Origin of the sequence: Streptomyces sp. NPDC007901, from assembly GCF_042959465.1 — a bacterium.
GTDB lineage: Bacteria > Actinomycetota > Actinomycetes > Streptomycetales > Streptomycetaceae > Streptomyces.
Window position 1 is genome coordinate 105,088 of the sequence record NZ_JBIBKW010000012.1, and the last position, 22,368, is coordinate 127,455.

Here is a 22,368-nt window from a genome sequence, read left to right on the forward strand (position 1 = left end):
ACGCAAATCAGTGTGAGCGGTCTCCGTTGTCCTGAGGCGAGGCGAGGTCGGGCGGATAGCCGTGGGCGCGGAGATAGGCATCCAGCGCGTAGGCCACGACGTCGCCGTGCTGCACGCCGTGGTCGGCGTGGTAACGGCGGATGCGGCGCTGGATTTGGAGGGCGTCAGGGACGGCGTAGTTGAGCTGACCGCGCTTGACGTTGCGGTTGCCGATGACTGCGAGCGTATCGGGGTGAGGAGCAAGCGGATCATCGGAGGGCTTGGACTGTGCTTCGAGTGCGTCGGCCAAATCACGCAACCGACGGGCGTGGTGAGAGAGGTCGGGCACGAGGTTGCTCCGGTCGGTCCGGATAGGCGGCTAGTTAGCCGCCTATGGGGCTATAGGAATAGTCGGCAGAGGGTGGCCGCGCACTCGGCGAGTTGGCGGCCACCCCAGCTGCCGCATGGTGTGTCAGAACCCGCGGGTGGTGAGCCACTCGTCCAGTGCGACCGAGACGATGTCACCGATCGGTAGGTGGTCGAGTTCGTTGTCCAGCGCGAATCGCTTGATCCGCTTCTTCAGCTTCAGTGCGGCGGGGACTGAGGAGTCGAGGCTCTCGCGCGTGATGATGCGTTGGTTGAGAACGGCGGCAGTCTCGGGAATGCCCTGAGGCCGGCCCGGTCCCTGAGCCCAAGGGGTTCCCTGGCTCGGTGTTGCCTCCGCCCGCGTGCGCTGCTCCTGGTGAGACACCGGAACATCGCTCCTCACCGGAAAGGCCGTCCCGCCCGGGACCGGAGAAACGGTTGGCCGTACGGCCACGTCGGTGGTGGGGGACACCCCTGCGGTCGGGGAGGTGGCTTGGGCCGGACCGGCCTGTGCAACCTGCTCGCCCAGTGGCGCTGCGTGAGCCGCCGGTGCAGTGTGCTCGGCAGCCCGGGCCGCGAACTGCTCGTGACCCTGCGTGGAATGCACGAAGGGAACTGACTGCACCGCGGCATCTGCCGCGGCCGGACGAGCCGGCTGGGCGGCCCAAGCCTGGCCGGGGCCGCTCGGTGCGACGTCGGCAGTTGGTGGTGCTTGGGGCTGCGGCCTCACGGAAACCATCTCGGTCGGGTTGCCCTGCGCCGCAGTCTCCACAGGGACCGGGGAAGGGGACGGGGCCTCGAACTCACCCGTAGCGGGACGGCCTTCGCCTTTCGCGGTGGCCTGTTCGGCGGCGTACTGCTCGGGGGTGAGCTCGGCGGTCGGGGGAGGGGGCGGCGGGGCCGCCTTCTGGGCCCCGCCCAGGGTGCGACCGCCCATGCGGCGGGCCGGAGGCTTCGGCCTCTCGTTCTTGTCGCTCATGCCTGGGTCAGCTCCTTCATCAGGTTGGCGTACTCGCTCAGTTCGGTCGGGATCTCGCCGAAGGCCTCCATGTAGTGCACCCAGGAGTGGATGGTGGTCTCGGCGAGCGGGAAGGGCTCGTCGCGGTCCGGGCCGATGCCTTCGCCCTTGGAGGGGTCCAGCAGCTGCTCCTTGGCCCGGCTGGGCAGGCTGGTGCGGTCGTCGGCCTTGACCATGACGACGTGGGCGGTGACGCCGTGGTCGTTGCGGGCGGCGGCGCGTTCGGCCTCGTCGAAGGTGGCGACGAGCTTGCGGCGCTCGATCTTGGTGGGGGCGACCGGCACGAGCAGCAGGTTCGCCTCGGTGACAGCCTCGTGGAAGATGCGGGCGCTGCCGCCGCCGGCGTCGACCACGATCGCGCCGAACTCGGCGCGCTTGGTGCGGATGTACTCGGCGATGTCGTCGAACGGGTACCGCTCGATGACCAGGTTGGCGGGGATCTCGTAGCCGGCGGCCTGGGCGACCTTGAACCAGTCGTAGGCGGACTGGCTGGTGGCGTCGGCGTCCAGCAGCAGGGTGGGCAGGTCGAGGACGACGGCGTAGTAGAGGGCGATGAACCAGGCTGAGGTGGTCTTGCCGGTGCCGCCCTTGAGCATGCCGACGACGATCACGAATGCGTCGAAGGCGCTCGCGGTGGCTGCGGCGAGTGTGTTGTGGCGGGTGTTCTCGTTCACGTGGGCTTGATCTCCTGAAAGGGGAAGGTGTCGTGCTGTGCGCGAGTCGGTGAGCGGGCCGGGGGTGCCCGTGCTGCCCTGTCGCAGCAGGATTGACGCACGGCTGCCTTCGTGGTCTGCCAGGCAGGGTGGGGAACACCCGGGACGTGGCGGCTCATGGCTTCTTCCTCGTCTCGTGTGCCGGTGCGTGGTGGTGCTGGGGTCGCATGCGGGTGCCTGCCTGCTGCAGGAGCCGGTAGATCGTGGCGATGGAGTAGTTGCACTCCTGGGCGAGGTCCGGGACGGTGGCGCCGGCCTCGTACCGAGCGCGCAGGGACTGTGCGAGCTTGTGGCGTTCGGTGGCCCGGGCTGCGGCGCGCAGGCGGACGGTCTGCTGGGTGGTGCGCACGGTGCCGCCGGCTTCGATGAGCAGGCGCCGGGCAGCACGCCTGGTCTCTCCGGCGGCTGCGGCGAGTTCGGTGAGGGTTGATCCGTGCTGTTCGTACAGGGTGCGCAGGTGGGCGGCGAGGCGCCTTCGGGCTTGTGGGTTCTGGCGCATCCGGCGTGTCTGCCAGGAGGTGCGCATGACGGTTCCGGCGTCGTGCAGCCTGTTGAGGACGGTGCCGTAGGACAGGCCGCTGGCGGTGACGAGTTCGGCGACCGTGGCACCGGCCTCGTACTGCTGGCGCAGGCCCTGGGGCGTCACCGCCTCGCTCGCGCCAGGCGTGTCCGGGGGATTTGGGTTCATGCGACGGACTCCCATTCGCTGAGGGCTTCGGCATGGGCGGCGGCCAGCTCGTCGTAACTGCGCTGGTCGGCTGGGGTGATGAGGATCAGGCGCCCGTCGGTGGCGACCCGCCAGTCGGCGGCCGGACGACCGGTGCCCGGGTCGAGGACCCGTCCATCCGGCGCGTGCCACGCGGGCGGGATCTCGTCCGGGCGGGGCATGGGGACCAGGACCTGACGGCCGTCGCGGACGATCACCACGGCCCTGCTGCGGTGCTCCGCGAGCCGGTCCAGGGCCTGCTGGTACGCCGCCCGCTCCGCCGTGTGCAGGGCCTTGCGTCGGGCCGCGATGCCCCTGGTGCCGTGATGTTCGGCGACCTTGTCCCAGCCCTGTGCCGGTGTGTGGCCGTTGAGGGCGTCCGGGAGGCGGATGCCGAAGCCCTCCAGAGCTTGTGGTGCGAGGGTCCAGGTCTCCCCGGTGTGCTGGACGAGGCCGTGGTCGGCGAGGCGTTGCAGGGTCCGGTAGGTGTTGGCGCGGGAGACCGAGGCCGTACCGACGAGCTCGCCCACTGTCTGGTGGGGGCGTTGGTGCAGAGCGCTGATGATCATGAGGGCGGTGCTGCCGAGGGCGTGGTGGGCGAAGGCGTCGTGGCCCATCAGGCGTGCGAGGACGGTGGAGTCGATGTCGGCCGTCGTGGCCGTCTCAGGGGTGGTCCACTCCTCAAGTGCCGGGTCGGGGGGGAACTGAGTGGACCGGAAATGAGACAGCGGAACCGGGCGACTTCGGCCGCAGGCGCTGGCGTGGTTGAGGTACCAGGTGGAGCCCTCCCGGCCGTGGCCGACGCGTAGGCGGCGCAGCCAGCCCTGCGGCTTGAGGACGGTCTCGTAGACGGCCCGCAGCGTAGTGCGGGAGATGCCCGCCTCTTCGGCCGTCTGCCGCTCGCTGGCGTGGTGCAGCAGGCCGCCCGCACTCTCGGCGAAGTTCAGGTGCGCTCGCAGCACGCGCAGCGCGGTCCGTCCCCGCTCCCCGCGCCAGGGCGTGGTCTCGATGCGGTCCCGCAGCGCGGCGAGAACCTCGTACGCGTGGTGCCGGGATTCGAGCGCCAGGGTGGTGCCGACGGTGGCCGAGGCGCTATTCCATACCCGGCGGAGGTAGTCCAGGGCGCGGGTCTGCCCGGAGCGCAGGACGATGCCGCGAGCGTGCCGTCCGCCTTCGTGGTCGGGGTGCAGCAGGAGCTGGGTGAGCTGGTCGATGCTGCCGCCGGCGCGGGCGACGTGGCAGGCGATGGCCGCGGTGATCCGGTGACCGTGCTCGGCCGCGCCCTGGCGGTCCCCGCGCGGGATCACGCTCCGGCCGTCGGAGGCGAGCCGGCTGTAGCTGCCGGTGGCGTAGCGGCCGGTGAGGTCGCCGAGCAGGATGAGATCGGTCGCGGCCGACGGCAGTCGGGCGTGGCTGATGCTGCCGCGGAATGCGGTGGAGTTTCGTTGGGAGAGGGCGTGCTGGGGGTGGTCTGTCACGGTGGGGTCGTCTCGCAAAGACGTGAACGCCACCTTGGCCCGCTAAAACCACGGGTGGCATCCGGAACCGACCTCCATCGGCACCGGCAAGGTCCCCAGGACGGCCGTCCTGGAGGCCCTGATAAGCCCGGCCCCGAGCGGAGGCAGGCGTCCCCATCGCAGCTCGACCGAGATCGAAACAGAGCCCCGCCAAAGGCGCCCACTCGTGATCCGCACCGGCCAACTCGGGTCCCCCAAAGGCAAGTTGAAGAGGCTGATGCCTCTGACTGCCTCTGCGCGACCCGGGTCGAACCGGGGTCGAATCAGAGCGATTTCCTCTGACTGCCTCCGTACGCCTCTGCAACCCGTCCTAGCAGGTCACAGCCTCAACGCCCCCACATAAGCGCAGGTCAGAAAGATGCACTAGCTGTACCACCGGTTCCTGGCAAAAGCGGTGATGTGCGGCATGGCAGTTCCCGTCCCTGTCGGCGGGTCGTCCTCGCCCCGCGTGTCGTGGTTGGAATCAGGGTCGTGAGGCCTGCATCGGCTCGGCAAGATGGCTTCTGCCAGGCGGAAGAACTTCTGTAAAGAGGCTGGTCAGAGCCTTGATCTGTCAACCTCTAGTCGCCAGAGTGGAGTGCCGAGTGGTGCGGCCATTCGGTTCGCGCTCGGGGAACCCGGAGGCGGCGACGGCGAGTGCGACTACTCACGGTGCGGCGTCAATTGCCCAATAATGTCACTTAGTTTCAATTGTGATACTCCTCTGTTGGTGGATGCTCGGTACAGCGGCAAGAATCAGCATCACTGCAGGTCAACTACTGTTCGTTTGGGAGTCTGGGGTCCTCGGGGCGAATCCGGGTCGAATCCGTACCCTTTCAGGCAGTTGAGCGTGTTGCCGCTGGTCAGGGTCGTGTGAGATCGCGTGCTGGTTCGCCTTGCGGATGGGGGTGGCGCGGCGAGCAGTCGGGCCGATGAGTCGCGGAGTGGCGGTGGTTGGTTGTCAGGGGCGGGGGCTGACCAGCGGATTCTTCGCTGCTGGTGGCGGTCGCCTTTCGTGATTATGTCCTGCGGAAATGTCTTCAGGCGGGACGGCTGATGCGTGACGGCCCGGGATGGATGGTTCCTGGCCGAAACCGACCTGCCGAGCGTTTCAGGGGCCGTCCAGGAGCCGCGCAGTGGTCGGGCCATGTGGCAGAGGCCCCGCCGCCTCGCGCGGCAGCCGGCGCTCTCGCACCATCCGGTACACCACCGGAACTGCCATTCCTCGGCGCCGACGTCAGCACACCCTCGGTCAGCTCGCCGTCACCAACGCCGAACTGGAAAATCCTGGTACCTCGACGAGTTCATGGGTCCGCGAGGCCCCTTGAGCGGCGCTCATGTAGTCCTGCTCCTGGCCGGGCAGTTGGGTGGCACATCTGTCGGCGGCCAGTAGAAATCCCGACGTACGGCCAGCTCGATTCCCCAACCCGCGATGAACAGCTGGCGGAGCTGAGCGAGTTCAAGGTTCTGGCGATCTCCAGGCTGGCCGCCCAGCACGATGAGATCGAGCGTCTGCGAACACAGGCCGCCAAGGGCTCGTCCCTGCGCGCCGTGCCGACGGCCCGCGAGGGCCCCTGAGTCCGGCGGTGCGGATCCGCGCGCTCATCCCGCCGGCTTAGGCAGAATGCCCCTTGGGTAGCAACAGGCGGGACATCGATCGACGGGCCCCCAACGAGTCCGAAAAGATGGGAGTTGAGCTTGCCGAAGGTCGTGAATGCCTCCCGAGCGACGGCAGGCGCCCAGATACCCTTCGAGGCGAGGCGATGAGCTCCCCGCTCAGGCCGGAACAGCTACGCGGCGCGATCACCGACGTGCTGGAGAGCGGCACTAGCTGGCACACGCTGCCCGGGGTATGCCGCCGCCTCGGCCTGGACGCTCCCGACGCCGCCGACTGGAACGGCGGCGGCAAGGCCAAATATGTTCGGGTCCTCCTGGAGGACCACGGGCTCGCCGAACTGGTAGATCTGGCCCGGAAGGTCGTCGAGCAGCTTGGCAGCGAACGGCTGGAGGAGGAGCTGGCCCAGCTGGGGCCCCGTGGCGCCTCTGGGGAGTTCCGCAACCTCATCTTCGCCGGGACTGGACCCAAGCCGGAGATGGTGCTCGACGACTCGGTGGGCAACTACCTGGAGATCACCGCGAATGCCGAGCACTGGCTCTTCTACGACCGGCCCCTCACCAGCCAGGGCCTGACCTGGCGGAACATGCTCGACTGGTGGCCGACCACCAGCGCCTTCGCCGACATGGCCGGTGAGGTGGACGTGAGTGATCCGGCCGCTTTGGGACGCACCCTGTACAAGCGCCTCTTCGCCTCCGTTCCTGTCACCTCGCCTCCCGCCCAGATGGTGTTCAAGACCTATTGCTCCCGCTACGGGCAGCCGAGCGGCCTGGACCAGCCGGCACTCATCCCGGAAGTGCACCTGCACTACGACCCCTACACGCGCCGCGAGCGTGGCGGGCACGGTCCGTTGAACCGCGAGCGCATGGACTTCCTGCTCCTGCTGCCCAACCGCGTCCGGATCGTCGTCGAGGTCGACGGCAAGCATCACTACGCCCGTCAGCAAGCCTCGCCCGCAGGGCAGGAGGTGTGGTCGGCGGCGTCGGACCTCTACTCCGTCATGGTCGCGGAGGATCGCGCCCTGCGACTCAAGGGCTATGAGGTCTACCGGTTCGGCGGCTACGAGCTTATGCAGTCCGGGGCCGAGGACGCAGTGAGGACGTTCTTCGACCGGCTCCTGGCCGACTCCGGAGCCTCGTCGCCTCCATCAACGCACTGACCCGCGGGAACAGGTCGGCTCGGACCCGCATCACTCGGCACGGACTGCAGCACCGGTCATCGGCACTGAGGCGGTCCGGACCGCGAGACGCTCCGGACTTCCAGTGGTCCGCGTCAGCTTCCCAGCGCGAGCAGAGCCGCGGTGGCGGAGACCAAGGCGAGCACCGTGAACAGGCCTGGATAGCCGCCGAGCGGTCCGGCCAGCGCGGCTCCCGCGAACGGTGCCAGAGCGGGCGCGATGGTGGCTGGCGCGGCCAACAGCCCGGACAGGCGCCCGTAGTGGGTCGTGCCCCATCGGTCGGTGACGGCGGTGGCCTGGAGCAGGGTGAGGTTGCCGCGCACCATGCCGGCCGCGATCGCGCTCCCCATGAGCAGGGGAAGGGGTCGGAGACCATCGCGAATGCGGCGGTGGTGGCACCGCCGAGCCCGATCAGGGCGGCGGTGCGGGTGGTGACGCCGGTGCGGCGGGGGAGGGCCGCGTACAGGGTGCGGCCGAGGGTCTGGCCTGCGCCGCCGAGGCCGAGGGCCCAGGCTGCGGCGGTGGGGCTGGCGGCTCGCGTAATCAGCAGGGGCACGAGGGCGATGACGACCGCGTACATGGCGAAGCCGTTCAAGGTCATGGCCGTGGCGAGCACCAGGAACGGTCGGCTGGGGGCCACCGAGCCGCTGTCAGCGGCCTGTTGAGACGGTGCTGCTGGGGCGGGTGACCAGGGTCCTCGGAGCGCGAGGGCATGAGGTGGGATGGCCACGAGAGCCAGGACCACCGCGAGGACGATGTACGTGCCGCGCCAGCTCAGGTGCTCGACGAGCGTCGCGGTCAGGGGTGCGAAGGCGGTGGAGGCCAGGCCGCCGGCGAGCGTGACGATGGTGAGCGCGTGGACGCGGTCCTCGTCCCACCAGCGGGTGAGTGCGGCGAAGGCGGGATGGTAGAAGGTGGTGGCCATGGCCACACCGGCCAGGAGCCAGGCTGCAGTGAAAGCGATCAGGTTGGGCGCGCAGGCGATGGCCAGCACGGCGACGACGGCTAGCATCGAGCCGGTGGTCATCACGGCGCGCGGTCCTCGACGGTCGAGCATGCGGCCAACGGGTATGCCGGTGACGGCGGAGACCAGGAGCGCGCCGGAGAAGGCGCCGGTCGTATCGGTGGACGACCATCCCGTGGAGGCGGCGATCTGCGGATTGAGGACAGGGAAGGCGTAGTAGACGATGCCCCAGCTGGTCATCTGAGTGGCGCACAGGGCGGGCAGCGCGACGCGGGGCCGTGACCGGACCGCCGTCCCGGTCGCGGCCCCGCCGGCACGGAGGTCGGTCATCCGGATCAGCAGCAACCGCCTGCCGCGACCGGTTCCTGCGCGCCAGCGCCGGTGTCGGCCTCGGCCGCGCCGGTATAGACCCGAAGGGCCAGGTTCGCCCACCTTTTTTCGATGGCGAACTCGATGAGCCGGTGGGTCGCGGCGGGGTTGCAGGTTCCCGCGAGGTGCTGCAGTTCCCCCCATGTCGCCTTGTTACGAGCCCAGTTCGATCAACTCATCGGTGGCCGCGCACCATACGGTCGAGTCGTGACGCGCTCGCCGGAGTTGTCCTCAGCCGGTGTGGACGCGGGGGCGCTTGGACCGGTCGGGTTCGGCCTCGCGCAGTACTTCGCGGGTGACGGGGGCTACCTCGCCCTGGCCGAAGAGGAAGAAGCGCAGGAAGTTGGCGAAGGGGGTGCCCTCGGTCCATTCGAAGTAGATGTGCGGGATGGCGCCGGTGGCGTCCCGGACGTGGAGGAGGAGTGCGGCGAGGGCGTTGGGGATGGAGGAGGACTCCAGGGTCAGGACGCGGTAGCGGTTGTGCAGGACCTCGCCGCGCACTGTGAGGTCGGCCTCGAACTCGGAGGGGTCGGTGACTGTGACCTCGACGAAGACGAAGTCCTCCTGTTCGGGCAGGTCGTTGTCGTTCCGGATCTGCTCGATCTTGTCGCGGTACTGGGCCTTGTCGCGTCGGCCGGGCTCGTTGGCGATGAAACGGATGCGGCGGTGGGACATGTCGCGGATGAATCGTTGCGCCATGTCGTCCAGTTCGACGTGCGTCACGCGGAGCTCGAAGGCGCGGGCCAGTCGGGACAGCAGCGAGACCAGCATGATGCCGACGATGAAGCAGGCGCCGATCTTGACGCCGTCGGGGCGTTCGACGATGTTTGCGCCGGTGACGTAGAGCAGGACCGCGGAGACGACGCCGAAGCCGATGGCCCAGTTGCGCTGCCTGGCACGGCGGGCGGCGATGGTCACTGCGATCGCCGCCGAGGACATCAGGACGAGCACGCCGGTGGCGTAGGCGCCGCCCTGGGCGTCGACGTCGGCGTCGAAGATCCAGGTCACCAGGAAGGCGACCAGGGTGAAGACCATGACCATCGGGCGCACCGCGCGGGCCCAGTGCGGGGCCATGCCGTAGCGAGGGAGGTAGCGCGGCATGAGGTTGAGCAGGCCGGCCATCGCCGAGGCGCCCGCGAACCACAGGATGGCGATCGTCGAGACGTCGTAGACCGTGCCGAAGGCGTTGCCCAGGTACTCGTGGGACAGGTAGGCCAGTGCGCGGCCGTTGGCCTGGCCGCCGGACTTGAACTCTTTCGCCGGAATCAGCACCGTGGTGATGAAGCTGGTCGTGATCAGGTAGACGCTCATGATCAGCGCGGCTGTCGTCAGCAGCTTCTTCGTGTCCCGGATGCGGCCCTTCGGCCGCACCTCCGTGTCGTCCGGGTCGCCCTGGACGTGCGGCATGACCGCGACGCCGGTCTCGAAGCCCGACACACCGAGGGCCAGCTTGGGGAAGACCAGCAGGGACACGCCGATCATGGCGAAGACGTTCCCGTGGTCGGCGGTCAGGGCGCTGGTCCAGTCGGTGACCACGTGGCCCTCGGTGAGCACGTGCCACAGGCCGACGGCCACGACGACCGCGTTGAGGCCCAGGTACGCCACCACCAGGGCGACGGCGACGCCGATCGCTTCCATGAAGCCCTTGAGGAACACCGCCCCGAGGAGCGCGACGAGCAGCAGCGTGATCAGCATCTGCTTGTCGTGGAGCGCGCTGTTGAGGTGCGGGTTCTCGACCAGGTGGGTGGAGGCGTCAGCCGCGGACAGGGTGATGGTGATCAGGAAGTCGGTGGCGGCGAAGCCGAGCAGGGTCAGGACGAACAGCTTGCCCTTCCAGAACGACAGCAGCCGTTCCAGCATGGCAATGGAGCCTTCGCCGTGCGGGCTCTCCTCGGCCACCCGGCGGTAGACCGGGAGGATGCCCGCGAGTGTGACGATGACGAGGACGAGGGTGGCGACTGGGGAGAGCAGACCGGCCGCGAGGGCCGCGATGCCCGGCTGGTAGCCGAGGGTGGAGAAGTAGTCGACGCCGGTCAGGCACATGACCCGGTACCAGCGCTGGCCCTTGTGCGGGGGTTCTGGCTCGGCGTGCGGGCCGGTGTGGCCGCCGTGCTTGCCCATGTCGGACAGGCCCTCCAGCATCCACGTCCGCAGTCGGCTCGGCGGCGGGTGTTCGGTGATGGCCATCGACGTGCTCTCCCGGTGTGCGGCTCAGCGTGGGGCTCGGGCCATCACACGGACGGCCGCACCAGCGTAAGCAGAGAGTGACACGTGGGCCCACGGAAGATTCCGGCGGGCGCGTCAAGGATCCGTTAAGGCCAACGGGGAGCGCCCGCGCGGCTCTCGCCCGAGCATGTCGCGCGGCGTCAAACCTGCGTCAAGGAACCTGAGCCGACGTCAGGGACGCGTCAACGCAGCCCGCGTGTGGCTCGATTCCGGCGCAGACTGATCGGCACGGGGGACGGGCGACCGTCCGTGGCGTGACGTTGGAGGGCTCGTGTCGATCACGGCCGGGACCACGCGCAGTCCTGAGGCGGGGGCCGAGACTGCGCCACAGACTCAGCACAGAACGGCCGCCCCAGCTCCGGCACTTCCGGGGCCGCCACCGAGAGGGGGGCCGAGCCCGGACGGGTCGCGCCGCCTCCGTCGTGAGGTTGGGGCCGCCTGGGCCGCTCTGCGCCGCCGCTACTGGGCCACCGTGCCCGCGCGGCTGCGTCTTCTGCGCGCGACCACGGCCCTGATCGGTGTGGTCCTTGCGGTACTGCTCCTGCTCTCCGGGCTGTCTGCTTCCGCCACCTGGGACGCGGTCGCCGGGCGGGACGCTCCGCGCACGACCAGCGCCACCGACCTCGACCTCGCCCTGAACGACATGGACGCGCAGGCCGCGAACATCCTGCTGTCCAGCGGCGACGCGGGCAAGGGGCGGATGACGGTGCCGTACACCAAGGCGGTCGGCTTCTACGCCGACGCCCGGCGCTCCATCGGCCACCAGGTGCGCACGCTGGCTGTGGCAGCCGAGGGTGACCGCACGGCCGAGAAGACCGTTGAGTCCCTCACCGACGGCTTCGCCGAGTACCAGGAGCTGATCGGCCGCGCCCTGGAAAACGACGGGCGCGCGGGCGGGAAACCGGCCGCGCTCGCCGACTACCGCAGGGCCACTGACCTGCTTCAGCGCCAACTCCTCCCGGAGGCACGCACGTTGGTGGACTCCAACAACCGCGCCTTCGAGCGGCGGTACGACGCCGCCCGCTCCGCCCTGTCCGCACAGCTCACCGCCGTCCTCGCGCTGGGCGTGCTGCTGCTGGCCGTGCTCGGCGTCCTGCAGTGGTATCTGGCCCGCCGCTTCCGCCGGATCCTCAACCCGGGGGTGCTCGCCGCCACCGTGTGCACCCTGCTCGCCGTCGTCCTCGGCGGGCAGCTGCTGTCCGGCAGCGAGGAACACCTGCGCGCCGCCCGGCGTGACGCCTTCGACTCCGTCGTGGCCCTCTCGCGCGCACGCGCCATCGCCTACGACGCCAACGCCGACGAAAGCCGCTATCTCCTGGATCCCGAGCGCCGCGACCAGTACGCGCAGGCGTTCCTCACGAAATCCCAGGAGCTGTACGGCATCAAGGGCGCCACCCTGTCGACGTACGACTCCGGACTCGCGACCACCTGGCAGGCGTACGGGCACAACCACGGCGACCTGCGGTTCACTGGCGAGTTCCGGCGCGAACTGGACAACATCACCTACACCGGTGAGCGCTCTACTGCCGAGACGACCGTGGACACCTATGCCGTGTACCAGCGTGACGACCGCCGCATCCGGGCGCTCGTCGAGCAGGGGAAGGAGCAGCGGGCGGTCGAGTTCTGCATCAGCTGGAATCCCGGCATGTCCAACGCGCACTTCGGGGCGTACATGGACGCCCTGGGCAAGCTGATCACCATCAACCAGGACCACTTCGCGATGTCGATCCAGGCCGGCCACTCGGCGTTGACCGGCCTGCTGCCCTGGTGCTGCGGCCTGCTGCTGGCGGCGTGCGCACTGACTGCGCTGGGGCTGCGGCCGCGGCTTGCCGAGTTCCGGTGATCCGCAGGGGACGCTTGCCCGTCAAGGCGGCGTCAAGGTCCTTGCCCTGGGCGCCAGGGATGCGTCAAAACGGTGCCGGGAAGCCGGAAGGAGCGCTTCGGTGTGGGATACAGACCCGGGCGGCACGGGACAGGATCCGCCCGGGAGCCCGAGGAGCTGAGTGCCAGTGAGTGTGGGACATGTCGTGGGTCTGATCGTCGCGGCCTGCCTGGTCGGGTACCTCGTGCTGGCGCTGAAGTTCCCGGAGAGGTTCTGAGACGGGCCCGATGAACGATGTACGGCCGGGACGGCTGAAGGTCTACCTCGGGGCGGCTCCCGGGGTGGGCAAAACCTACCGGATGCTGGATGAGGCGCGGCGCAGAGCGGCGCGGGGCGCCGACGTGGTGGTCGGGTTCGTGGAGTGCCACGGCCGCCCGCACACGGAGGAGATGCTGGACGGCCTGGAGGCCGTCGAGCGGCTCCACTGCGCCTACCGGGGCGGGGAGTTCGCTGAGATGGACCTCACCGCGATTCTCGACCGGCGTCCGCAGGTGGCGGTGGTGGACGAGTTCGCGCACACCAACGTCCCGGGGGAGGGCCGCAACGCCAAGCGGTGGCAGGACGTCGAGAAGCTGCTCGCGGAGGGCATCGACGTCGTCACCACTGTCAACATCCAGCACCTGGAGTCGGTCAAGGATGTCGTCGAGAAGATCACTGGGGTGCCGCAGCACGAGACGGTGCCCGACGAGGTTGTACGCCGGGCGCAGCAGGTCGAGCTGGTGGACATGCCGCCCGAGGGACTGCGCCGCCGTATGGCGCACGGCAACATCTACCCGCCCCAGAAGGTCGATGCGGCCCTCGCGCACTACTTCCAACCCGGCAATTTGACGGCGCTGCGGCAGCTGGCGCTGCTGTGGGTGGCCGACCGGGTCGACGAGGCGCTCACCAGTTACCGGACCGAGCATGCAATCGGCGGGGTGTGGGAGACGCGGGAGCGGGTGGCGGTCGCGCTGACCGGCGGTCCGGAGGGTGACACGCTGATCCGGCGGGCCGCCCGCATCGCCGACCGGTCCGCCGGCAGGGATCTGCTTGCCGTACATGTGACCCGCAGCGACGAGCTGGCCGCCGGTGCCTCGCATGCCTCGCTGGCCAGGCAGCGGCGGCTGGTGGAGGACCTCGGTGGCAGCTACCACTCGGTGGTGGGCGACGACGTGCCCACCGCACTGGTGGACTTCGCCCACGCCGAGCACGCCACCCAGCTGGTGCTGGGCACCAGCCGCCGTGGCCGGCTGGAGCAGTTCCTGACCGGCCGGGGCATCGGCGAGACGACCGTCGCGCTCTCCGGGGACATCGACGTCCATATGGTCACTCACGAGCGGGCCGGCCGGGGCAGGCTGCTGCCGTCGCGGCGCCGCACGCTCTCGCCCGCCCGTCTGATCGCCGGCCCGGTCGCCGGCCTCGCGCTGCCGGTACTGCTCACGCTGGTGCTGGAGCAGGTGCGCGGCACCCTCAACCTCACCAGCGAGGCGCTGCTGTTCCTGCTCACGGTCGTGGGCGTGGCCTGCATCGGTGGAGTCGTCTCCGCCGTGGTCGCCTCGGTGACGGCGTCCCTGCTGCTCAACTACTGGTTCGTCCCGCCCACCGGCCGGTTCACTTTCGCCGACACCAACAACTTTCTGGCCCTGGTCGTCTTCGCGATCGTCGCCGCCACCGTGGCGGCCGTCGTCGACCGCTCCCTCAGACTGTCGAGGCGCTCGGCGCGAGCCACCGCCGAGGCGGAGACGATGTCGTCGCTGGCGGGCACGATCGTGCGCGGCGGCGCGACGATCCCGGCGCTGCTGGAGCGCACGCGCGAGACCTTCGGCATGGAGTCGGCGGACCTGGTCGAACAGCCATCCGACCCGGGTACCTTCGACGGCGTGAGCGTGCCGGTCGGCTCCCGTTCCTACCTCGTCCTGCGCGGCCGTACGCTGCCGTCCTCCGAGCGGCGGGTGCTGGCTGCCTTTGCCGCGCACGTCGGATCGGCGGTGGAGCGGGCCCGGCTCGCCGAGGCGGCAGCCGAGATAGAGCCGGTCAAGGCGGCCGACCGGTTGCGTACGGCGCTGTTGCGGGCCGTCGGTCACGACCTGCGTACCCCGCTCGCGGCGGGCTGGGCAGCTGTCACCTCGCTGCGCAGCCGTGACGTCGACTTCTCGGCCGAGGATCGCGAGGAGCTCCTGGCCACCGCCGACGAGTCCATGGCCAAGCTGAACCGGCTGGTGGAGAACCTGCTCGACCTCAGCCGCCTGCAAGCCGGTGCGCTGACCCTGAACCTGCGGGCCACCACCCTGGAGGAGGTTCTGCCGGCCGCTCTCGGGGACACTCCGGGCGTCGAGGTGGCAGAGCTGGAGGGGATCCCCGAAGTCCTGGTCGACCCGCCGTTGCTGGAGCGGGCCATCGCCAACCTGGTCGCCAACGCAGCCCGCCACACCCCGCCGGGAACGAAGGTGCTGGTCACCGCCAGCGCCCTGGCCGGCCGGGTCGAGGTCCGGGTCGTCGACCGGGGGCCCGGCCTGCCGGCCCAGGACCGAGAACGCGCCTTCGAGCCCTTCCAGCGGCTCGGCGACACCGACAACACCACCGGCCTTGGCCTGGGCCTCGCCCTGGCGCGTGGCCTGGCCGAGGCCATGGACGGGACTCTCACGCCGGAGGACACTCCCGGCGGGGGACTGACCATGGTCCTCGCCCTGCCGGTCGCCGCCGACGAGCGGATGGGCGAGGCCCGTGGTACGCAGTTCACACGAGGCGCCGTATGAGCGCGGGAGGCGAAACGAGATGACTGGGTTTGTGCTGCGGGACCGGATGGCGGCGGCCGCCGCGCTGCTGGGGCCGTTCCTGGTGGCCCTCGCGCTCGTGCCGTTCCGGACCGATCTGTCCAACACCAACGCGGCCCTGATCCTGGTCGTGGTGGTCGTCGCGGTCGCGGCCGTCGGCAACCGGATCGCGGGCGCGGTCGCGGCCTTGTCGGCGGCGGTCTGGTTCGACTTCTTCCTCACCGTTCCCTACGAGCGGTTCACCATGACCGACACCGATGACATCGAAACCGCCGTACTGCTGCTGGTCGTCGGTCTCATTGTTTCCCAGCTGGCCGCTCACGCGCGGCGTCTTGAGGTGGTGACGGTGACCGACGCCGACCACCTGCGCCGCATCCATGAGACGGCCGACCTGGCCCGGACCACCAGCTCCGCCGATGCCGTGGTCGAGCATGTGCGGCGCCAGCTGATCGAACTACTAGACCTGAGCGGCTGCCGCTTCGAGTACGGCACCCTGATGGGGCAGCCGCCGCGGCTGGAGCAGGACGGCTCCGTGGCGGTCGGGCGCCGGCACTGGGACGTCGACGCAACCGGCTGGCCCGAGGGCGAGATCGAAGTGCGCGCCTACGGCAACGGCCACTACTTCGGGCGGTTCATGCTGACCCCCGGACCGGGAGCCGTCCCCTCGCTCAAGGCCCGGCTGGTCGCGGTGACGCTCGCCGACCAAGCTGGCGCCGCCCTGGACACCGCCGGATTCACGAACAGGCGCACACGGGCCTGACCCGACGTGATCTTGATGTAGGCGTGCACGGCTCCATTCTCTACGGGGCAGCGGGCTCGTCGGTGCCGGGTGCCATCCCGGAGACCTGGAACACCGCCCGGGCGGTCTCACGGTCAATGCGTTCCGCCAGCGCACGCAGGGCCGCCAGGTGAGCGGCGGAGTGCTCTTCGCGGGCGGAGACGCGGGCATCCGTGTCCAGGCGGTGCCACAGGGCGGGATTGGCCGCCAAGACCTGGGAGTCGAACTCGACCCGTCCGCCGAGGGCGTCCCGCAGCACCAGACGCTGACCCTCATGACCGGTGGTGTGGGCGGCGACGAGGCGGTCGGTGCACACCCAGCGGGTGCCCCCGAGGGTGCGCACGGTGAGCCGGCCCTCGCACACGCTGACGCGGGGAGGCATCAGGACGAGGAGCAGCAGCAGGGCGAGCCCGCTCCACAGCGCCGCGCGGGCCGGTGTGAGCGTACCGGCCGCCTCGTCGATCAGGACGAGCAGTGAGAGGAAGGAACCGACGCAGAGGAGCGTGCCTCGCAGGTCCGCGGCCCACCGGCGGTCGACGATCTCGTGCTCGTGCGGCGCTCGACGCCCGTCGGCTCCGGGGCTCTCCCTGCGCCTGTACGTGCGGCGTCGCATGGACGTGACAATAGGCGGGCGAAGGGGACAGGCCCCTTTTCTTGACGCACCGCTAACGGGTTGCCAACGGATCCCTGACGCCCCGGCGGAAGCAGGGCTGCCGGATGGGAAAAGCGGCTGCTTTCGCACGGTCCATGATCATCCGAACGGCAGGCGCGGCGCGGCGTAAGAGTTCCGTCAAGGCTGCCAGAGTCGCCGTATGAGGGCCGTTAAGGACGCTGGAAACCGGCCGAATGACGGGTTCCCTGTACTGGTCCGATTCCGTATTCGAACCTCATTCAGGAGCTTGCGATGGCCGACGTGGCCTTCGTCATCGCCACCATTGCGGCGTTCGCGCTGGTGGCTCTCGTCGCCAAGGGGGTGACGAAGCTGTGACCGCCGAGAACATCGTCGGCCTGGTCGTGGCCGTCGCCCTGCTGGGTTACCTCGTCCTCGCCCTCGTCTTCCCGGAGAGGTTCTGAGCCGCCGTCATGAGTTCCGTTCTCGCTGACGTGCTCGTGGTCACCGCGCTGATCGGCGCGCTCGCCCTCGTGCACCGTCGCCTCGGCGACTACATGGCCGCCGTCTTCCAGTCCAAGAAGCACCTGCGCGTCGAGCGCTGGATCTACCGCTCGGTGGGCGCCAACCCGGACGCGGAGATGCGCTGGCCCGCCTACCTGCGCGGCATGCTCGTCTTCTCCGCGGTCAGCGTGCTCTTCCTGTACGTGCTGCAGCGGGTGCAGGACAAGCTGCCGCTGTCCCTCGGCTTCAAGCCGATCACCCCGGATCAGGCGTTCAACACGGCCGCCTCCTTCGTGTCCAACACGAACTGGCAGTCCTACTCGGGCGAGGTGGCGATGAGCCACGTCACCCAGACCGTGGGCCTGGCGGTGCAGAACTTCGTGTCCGCGGCGGTCGGCATCGCCGTCGCGGTGGCCCTGGTGCGCGGATTCGCCCGCTCGCGCACCGGCGACCTGGGCAACTTCTGGGCCGACCTGGTGCGCTGCATCATCCGGATCCTGATCCCGCTCTCCGTGGTCGCGGCCGTGGTCCTGATCGCCGCGGGCGCCATCCAGAACTTCGGCGACATCCACCACGTCACCACGCTGACCGGCCAGAGGCAGGCCATCAGCCCCGGCGCGGTCGCCTCCCAGGAAGCCATCAAGGACCTGGGCACCAATGGCGGCGGGTTCTTCAACGCCAACTCTGCCCACCCGTTCGAGAACCCCAACGGGTTCACGAACTGGCTGGAGATCTTCCTGCTGCTGGTGATCCCGTTCTCGCTGCCGCGCACCTTCGGCAAGATGGTCGGCTCGGTCAAGCAGGGCTACGCGATCGTCGCCGCGATGGGCATCATCTGGTTCTTCGCCGTGGTCGCCGTGACCTGGCTGGAGTACGCCCATCCCGGGACCGCCTCACAGCTGGCGGGCGGAGCGATGGAGGGCAAGGAGACGCGGTTCGGTGAGGGCAACTCCTCGCTGTTCGCGGTCTCCACGACGATGACCTCGACCGGTTCGGTCGACTCCTTCCACGACTCCTTCAGCGGTCTGTCCGGCGGTGTGCTGCTGCTGGGCATGATGCTGGGCGAGATCGCGCCCGGCGGTACCGGCTCCGGCCTGTACGGCATGCTGATCATGGCGATCATCGCGGTGTTCATCGCCGGTCTGATGGTCGGCCGGACCCCCGAGTACCTGGGCAAGAAGATCGGCTCCCGCGAGATCAAGCTGGCCGCCTGCTACATCCTGATCACCCCGGCTCTCGTGCTGATCGGTGCCGGGCTGGCGATGGCGCTGGGCAAGGGCCAGTCGTCCATGACGAACGTGGGGGCGCACGGCTTCTCCGAGGTGCTGTACGCCTACACGTCCGCGTCCAACAACAACGGCTCCGCGTTCGCGGGCTTCGCGGCGAACACCGAGTACCACAACACGATGCTCGGCTTCTGCATGCTGCTGGGCCGCTTCCTGCCGATGGTGTTCGTCCTGGCGCTGGCCGGCTCGCTCGCCGAGCAGAAGCCCATCCCGGCCACGGCCGGCACGCTGCGCACCGAGAAGCCGTTGTTCACCGGCCTGTTGGTGGGCGCGATCCTGATCATCACCGGCCTGACATTCTTCCCCGCGCTGGCGCTGGGCCCGCTGGCCGAGGGGTTGGCGTGATGACGACCAACACTCAGAAAACCGACGTACAGAAGCAGGGCTCCATGTCCAATCCCACCCTTGCGCCCCACCAGGACGCACCCACCGGGCACAAGGCCGACGGGCGGGTCGGCGGCGGGCTGTTCGACCCCAAGCAGCTTCTGAAGTCGCTGCCGGACGCCTGCCGCAAGCTCGACCCGCGGGTAATGATCAAGTCGCCCGTGATGTTCGTGGTCCTCGTCGGCTCCGTCCTGACCACCGTCTTCTCCTTCAAGGACCCGGGCGACTGGTTCGGCTGGGCGATCAGCGCCTGGCTGTGGCTGACCGTGATCTTCGCCAACCTGGCGGAGGCGGTCGCCGAGGGCCGCGGCAAGGCGCAAGCCGACACCCTGCGCAAGGCCAAGACCGACACCGTGGCGCGCCGCCTGGCCAAGGACGGCAAGACCGAGGAGCAGGTCCCTGGTACCGAGCTGACCATCGGCGACCTGGTCGTCTGCGAGGCCGGCGACATCATCCCCGGCGACGGTGACGTCGTCGAGGGTGTCGCGTCCGTGGACGAGTCGGCGATCACGGGTGAGTCGGCGCCCGTCATCCGCGAGTCCGGCGGAGACCGCAGCGCCGTCACCGGCGGCACGAAGGTGCTGTCCGACCGGATCGTCATCAAGATCACGACGAAGCCCGGCGAGACCTTCATCGACCGGATGATCAACCTGGTCGAGGGCGCGGCCCGGCAGAAGACGCCCAACGAGATCGCGCTGAACATCCTGCTCGCCTCGCTGACGATCGTCTTCCTGCTCGCGGTGGCGACCCTGCCGCCGTTCGCGGACTATGCCGGTTCCAAGCTCAGCATGGTCGTGCTGGTGGCGCTGCTGGTCTGCCTGATCCCGACCACGATCGGCGCCTTGCTCTCGGCGATCGGCATCGCGGGCATGGACCGGCTGGTGCAGCGCAACGTGCTGGCCATGTCCGGAAGGGCGGTCGAGGCCGCCGGTGACGTGTCCACCCTGCTGCTCGACAAGACCGGCACCATCACTCTCGGCAACCGTCAGGCCGCCGAGTTCGTGCCGGTGCGCGGCACGACGGAGGCCGAGGTCGCTGACGCCGCGCAGCTGTCGTCGCTGGCCGACGAGACGCCCGAGGGCCGCTCCATCGTCGTACTGGCGAAGGAGAAGTACGGACTGCGCGAGCGCCATCAAGGCGAGCTGGCGCACGCGGAATGGATCGCCTTCACCGCCCAGACCCGCATGTCGGGCGTGGACGTGGACGGGCGGAAGGTCCGCAAGGGCGCCACCGCTTCTGTCATCGCCTGGGTGCGGGAGGAGGGCGGCACGGTCTCCGATGACGCCGACCAGATCGCCAACCGCATCTCCGAGGCGGGCGGTACACCCCTGCTGGTCGCCGTGAACGACGACCGGGGCGCCCGGATCCTGGGTGTCATCCACCTCAAGGACGTCGTCAAGGACGGCATGAAGGAGCGGTTCGACGAACTGCGCCGCATGGGCATCAAGACCGTCATGATCACCGGCGACAACCCGCTGACCGCCAAGGCGATCGCCGAGGAGGCGGGCGTCGACGACTTCCTCGCCGAGGCCACCCCCGAGGACAAGATGGCCCTCATCAAACGGGAACAGGCGGGCGGCAAACTGGTCGCGATGACCGGCGACGGCACCAACGACGCCCCGGCCCTCGCCCAGGCCGACGTCGGCGTGGCCATGAACACCGGCACGTCGGCCGCCAAAGAGGCCGGCAACATGGTCGACCTCGACTCCAACCCGACCAAGCTCATCGAGATCGTCGAGATTGGCAAGCAACTCCTCATCACCCGGGGCGCGCTCACGACGTTCTCCATCGCCAACGACGTGGCGAAGTACTTCGCGATCATCCCGGCGCTGTTCGCAGCCGTCTACCCGGGCCTGGACAAGCTCAACATTATGGGCCTGTCCTCGCCGGACTCCGCGATCCTGTCCGCAGTCATCTTCAACGCGCTGATCATCATCGCGCTGGTGCCGCTCTCTCTGAAGGGCGTGCAATACAAGCCGGTCAGCGCCGACAAGATGCTGCGGCGCAACCTCACGATCTACGGACTGGGCGGCCTGATCGCCCCGTTCATCGGCATCAAGATCATCGACCTGCTCATCTCTCTGATCCCCGGGATCGGGTGAAGGACATGAACACCTCTCTCGCGAACTCCACCCGCATGGCGTGGGCCGCGCTGCGCATGCTGCTCGTCCTCACCGTCGTGACCGGCATCATCTACCCGCTCGTCGTCACCGGGATCGGCCAGGCCCTGTTCCACGACAAGGCCAACGGCTCGATCGTGAAGGTCGACGGCAAGGAGGTCGGCTCGAAGCTGATCGGTCAGAGCTGGAACATCGAGGGCACAGACAAGCCCGACCCGAAGTGGTTCCAGCCACGGCCGTCCAACAGCAACTACGACCCGCTGACCACCGGCTCCAGCCAGCTCAGCGCCAGCAATCCCAAGCTGGTCGCGGCCGTCAAGGCGGCCAAGAACCAGGTTGCAGCCTTCAACGGCGTCCCTGAGTCGAAGGTGCCCGCCGACGCGGTCACCGGCTCGGCCTCCGCGATTGACCCGGACATCTCCCCGGCCTACGCGGACATCCAGGTCAAGCGGGTGGCGGAGGCGAACGGATTGTCCCTCGCCCAGGTCCAGAAGCTGGTGAAGGACCACACCACGGGCCGTGCGCTCGGCTTCATGGGCGAGCCGCGCGTCAACGTCCTGGAGCTCAACATCGCCCTCAAGGCACTGGCCCAGAAGTAATGGCCTTATGGCCACGGACGGCTGGGAGCCTGCGAACCGGGAATCTCCGGCTCGCGGGCTCCCGCCGCCGTCCTCGCAACGCTGATCCCACCGACATGAGGAAGGCCGCACACCGATGACCCGGGTGCTGGTGGTGGAGGACGACCCGCAACTCGTACGGGCCCTCGTGATCAACATGCAGGCGCGCCAGTACGGCGTGGACGCGGCGCCCGACGGCGCCACGGCCCTGCGCCTGGCCGCCGCCCGCCAGCCGGATGTCGTGATACTGGATCTGGGGCTGCCCGACATGGACGGCGTGGACGTGATCAGGGCGCTGCGGGGCTGGACCCGGGTGCCGATCCTCGTCCTGTCGGCGCGCCGCGCCTCGGACGAGAAGGTCGCCGCCCTCGACGCAGGGGCGGACGATTACATCACCAAGCCGTTCAGCATGGACGAGCTGTTGGCGCGGCTGCGGGCCGCCGTCCGGCGCACCGAGGACGCGCCGATCGTCCCCGAGACGACGCTCGTGGAGACGGATGCCTTCACCATCGACCTGCTTGCCAAGAAGGTCATGCGCGGCGGGCACATGGTGCGTCTGACGCCTACGGAATGGCATCTGCTGGAGATCCTGGTCACCAACCCCGGCCGGCTCATCACGCAGAAACAGCTCCTCCAGGAGGTGTGGGGAGTGTCGCAGAGCGGCAAGACCAACTACCTGCGGGTCTACATGGCCCAGCTGCGCAGGAAACTGGAAGCGGACCCCGCCCATCCCCGCTATCTGATCACCGAACCGGGCATGGGCTACCGCTTCGAGGCGTGACGCCCGGGACAACGGCACAGACGA

The 22,368-nt window shown here is 69.2% G+C and carries 17 protein-coding genes and 1 pseudogene; 10 read left to right on the forward strand and 8 right to left on the reverse strand.

Annotated elements, in window-relative coordinates; genetic code table 11:
* Positions 1 to 7 precede the first annotated feature (7 nt).
* The 5 genes from ACFZDK_RS33700 to ACFZDK_RS33720 all read right to left on the reverse strand — a co-directional run bounded on the left by ACFZDK_RS33700 (position 8) and on the right by ACFZDK_RS33720 (position 4,260).
* Positions 8 to 328, reverse strand: coding sequence for a hypothetical protein (locus tag ACFZDK_RS33700; protein ID WP_352178119.1), 321 nt, complete (start codon positions 326 to 328; stop codon positions 8 to 10).
* A 123-nt stretch (positions 329 to 451) separates the two neighbouring features.
* Positions 452 to 730 (reverse strand): hypothetical protein, encoded by a 279-nt coding sequence (locus ACFZDK_RS33705; protein WP_390977696.1) that lies wholly within the window; start codon positions 728 to 730, stop codon positions 452 to 454.
* Between the two features lie 590 nt (positions 731 to 1,320).
* Positions 1,321 to 2,037: a ParA family protein gene (locus tag ACFZDK_RS33710; RefSeq protein WP_390977697.1), complete on the reverse strand. Its 717-nt coding sequence runs from the start codon at positions 2,035 to 2,037 to the stop codon at positions 1,321 to 1,323.
* Positions 2,038 to 2,191: 154 nt separating this feature from the next.
* Positions 2,192 to 2,764: a helix-turn-helix domain-containing protein gene (locus ACFZDK_RS33715; protein WP_390977698.1), complete on the reverse strand. Its 573-nt coding sequence runs from the start codon at positions 2,762 to 2,764 to the stop codon at positions 2,192 to 2,194.
* On the reverse strand, positions 2,761 to 4,260 hold the full coding sequence (locus ACFZDK_RS33720; protein WP_390977699.1) for a transcriptional regulator: 1,500 nt from the start codon (positions 4,258 to 4,260) through the stop codon (positions 2,761 to 2,763). Before ACFZDK_RS33720 ends, ACFZDK_RS33715 begins: the two co-directional genes overlap by 4 nt.
* Positions 4,261 to 6,041: 1,781 nt before the next feature.
* On the opposite strand from ACFZDK_RS33720, the gene ACFZDK_RS33725 reads away from it, so the two are divergent.
* A complete protein-coding gene (locus ACFZDK_RS33725) occupies positions 6,042 to 7,052 on the forward strand; it encodes a hypothetical protein (RefSeq protein WP_390977700.1) in 1,011 nt (336 codons plus the stop codon).
* Positions 7,053 to 7,165: 113 nt separating this feature from the next.
* On the opposite strand, the pseudogene ACFZDK_RS33730 reads toward ACFZDK_RS33725, so the two are convergent.
* Both ACFZDK_RS33730 and ACFZDK_RS33735 read right to left on the reverse strand, forming a co-directional pair.
* Positions 7,166 to 8,364: pseudogene (locus ACFZDK_RS33730) on the reverse strand (MFS transporter).
* Between the two features lie 270 nt (positions 8,365 to 8,634).
* The gene (locus ACFZDK_RS33735; protein WP_390977701.1) at positions 8,635 to 10,590 is read right to left on the reverse strand and encodes an amino acid transporter; all 1,956 of its coding nucleotides are present in this window, start codon (positions 10,588 to 10,590) and stop codon (positions 8,635 to 8,637) included.
* Positions 10,591 to 11,101: 511 nt separating this feature from the next.
* Between ACFZDK_RS33735 and ACFZDK_RS33740 the strand changes: the two genes are divergently transcribed.
* The 4 genes from ACFZDK_RS33740 (at position 11,102) to ACFZDK_RS33755 (ending at position 16,024) form a co-directional block, all read left to right on the forward strand.
* Positions 11,102 to 12,472 (forward strand): hypothetical protein, encoded by a 1,371-nt coding sequence (locus ACFZDK_RS33740; protein ID WP_390977702.1) that lies wholly within the window; start codon positions 11,102 to 11,104, stop codon positions 12,470 to 12,472.
* A gap of 166 nt (positions 12,473 to 12,638) precedes the next feature.
* Positions 12,639 to 12,728 carry a K(+)-transporting ATPase subunit F gene (gene kdpF, locus ACFZDK_RS33745; protein ID WP_362755787.1) on the forward strand — a complete coding sequence of 30 codons (90 nt, stop codon included), beginning with the start codon at positions 12,639 to 12,641 and terminating at the stop codon, positions 12,726 to 12,728.
* A 10-nt stretch (positions 12,729 to 12,738) separates the two neighbouring features.
* Positions 12,739 to 15,246 (forward strand): ATP-binding protein, encoded by a 2,508-nt coding sequence (locus ACFZDK_RS33750; protein WP_390977703.1) that lies wholly within the window; start codon positions 12,739 to 12,741, stop codon positions 15,244 to 15,246.
* 19 nt (positions 15,247 to 15,265) lie between these two features.
* Positions 15,266 to 16,024, forward strand: a complete 759-nt coding sequence (locus tag ACFZDK_RS33755; protein ID WP_390977704.1) for a DUF4118 domain-containing protein — start codon at positions 15,266 to 15,268, stop codon at positions 16,022 to 16,024.
* A 40-nt stretch (positions 16,025 to 16,064) separates the two neighbouring features.
* Here the strand turns inward: ACFZDK_RS33755 and ACFZDK_RS33760 are convergent, their stop codons facing one another.
* Complete coding sequence (locus ACFZDK_RS33760; RefSeq protein ID WP_390977705.1) at positions 16,065 to 16,655, reverse strand: hypothetical protein; 591 nt, start codon at positions 16,653 to 16,655, stop codon at positions 16,065 to 16,067.
* Between the two features lie 371 nt (positions 16,656 to 17,026).
* On the opposite strand from ACFZDK_RS33760, the gene kdpF (ACFZDK_RS33765) reads away from it, so the two are divergent.
* From kdpF (ACFZDK_RS33765) to ACFZDK_RS33785, 5 genes are all read left to right on the forward strand, one after another.
* The gene (kdpF, locus tag ACFZDK_RS33765; protein WP_033264828.1) at positions 17,027 to 17,116 is read left to right on the forward strand and encodes a K(+)-transporting ATPase subunit F; all 90 of its coding nucleotides are present in this window, start codon (positions 17,027 to 17,029) and stop codon (positions 17,114 to 17,116) included.
* Between the two features lie 9 nt (positions 17,117 to 17,125).
* A complete protein-coding gene (gene kdpA / locus ACFZDK_RS33770) occupies positions 17,126 to 18,787 on the forward strand; it encodes a potassium-transporting ATPase subunit KdpA (protein ID WP_390977706.1) in 1,662 nt (553 codons plus the stop codon).
* Complete coding sequence (kdpB, locus tag ACFZDK_RS33775; RefSeq protein WP_390977707.1) at positions 18,787 to 20,928, forward strand: potassium-transporting ATPase subunit KdpB; 2,142 nt, start codon at positions 18,787 to 18,789, stop codon at positions 20,926 to 20,928. Before kdpA ends, kdpB begins: the two co-directional genes overlap by 1 nt.
* Before the next feature lie 5 nt (positions 20,929 to 20,933).
* The gene (gene kdpC / locus ACFZDK_RS33780) at positions 20,934 to 21,545 is read left to right on the forward strand and encodes a potassium-transporting ATPase subunit KdpC (RefSeq protein ID WP_390977709.1); all 612 of its coding nucleotides are present in this window, start codon (positions 20,934 to 20,936) and stop codon (positions 21,543 to 21,545) included.
* Between the two features lie 115 nt (positions 21,546 to 21,660).
* A complete protein-coding gene (locus ACFZDK_RS33785; RefSeq protein ID WP_390977711.1) occupies positions 21,661 to 22,344 on the forward strand; it encodes a response regulator in 684 nt (227 codons plus the stop codon).
* The last annotated feature ends 24 nt before the right edge of the window (positions 22,345 to 22,368 follow it).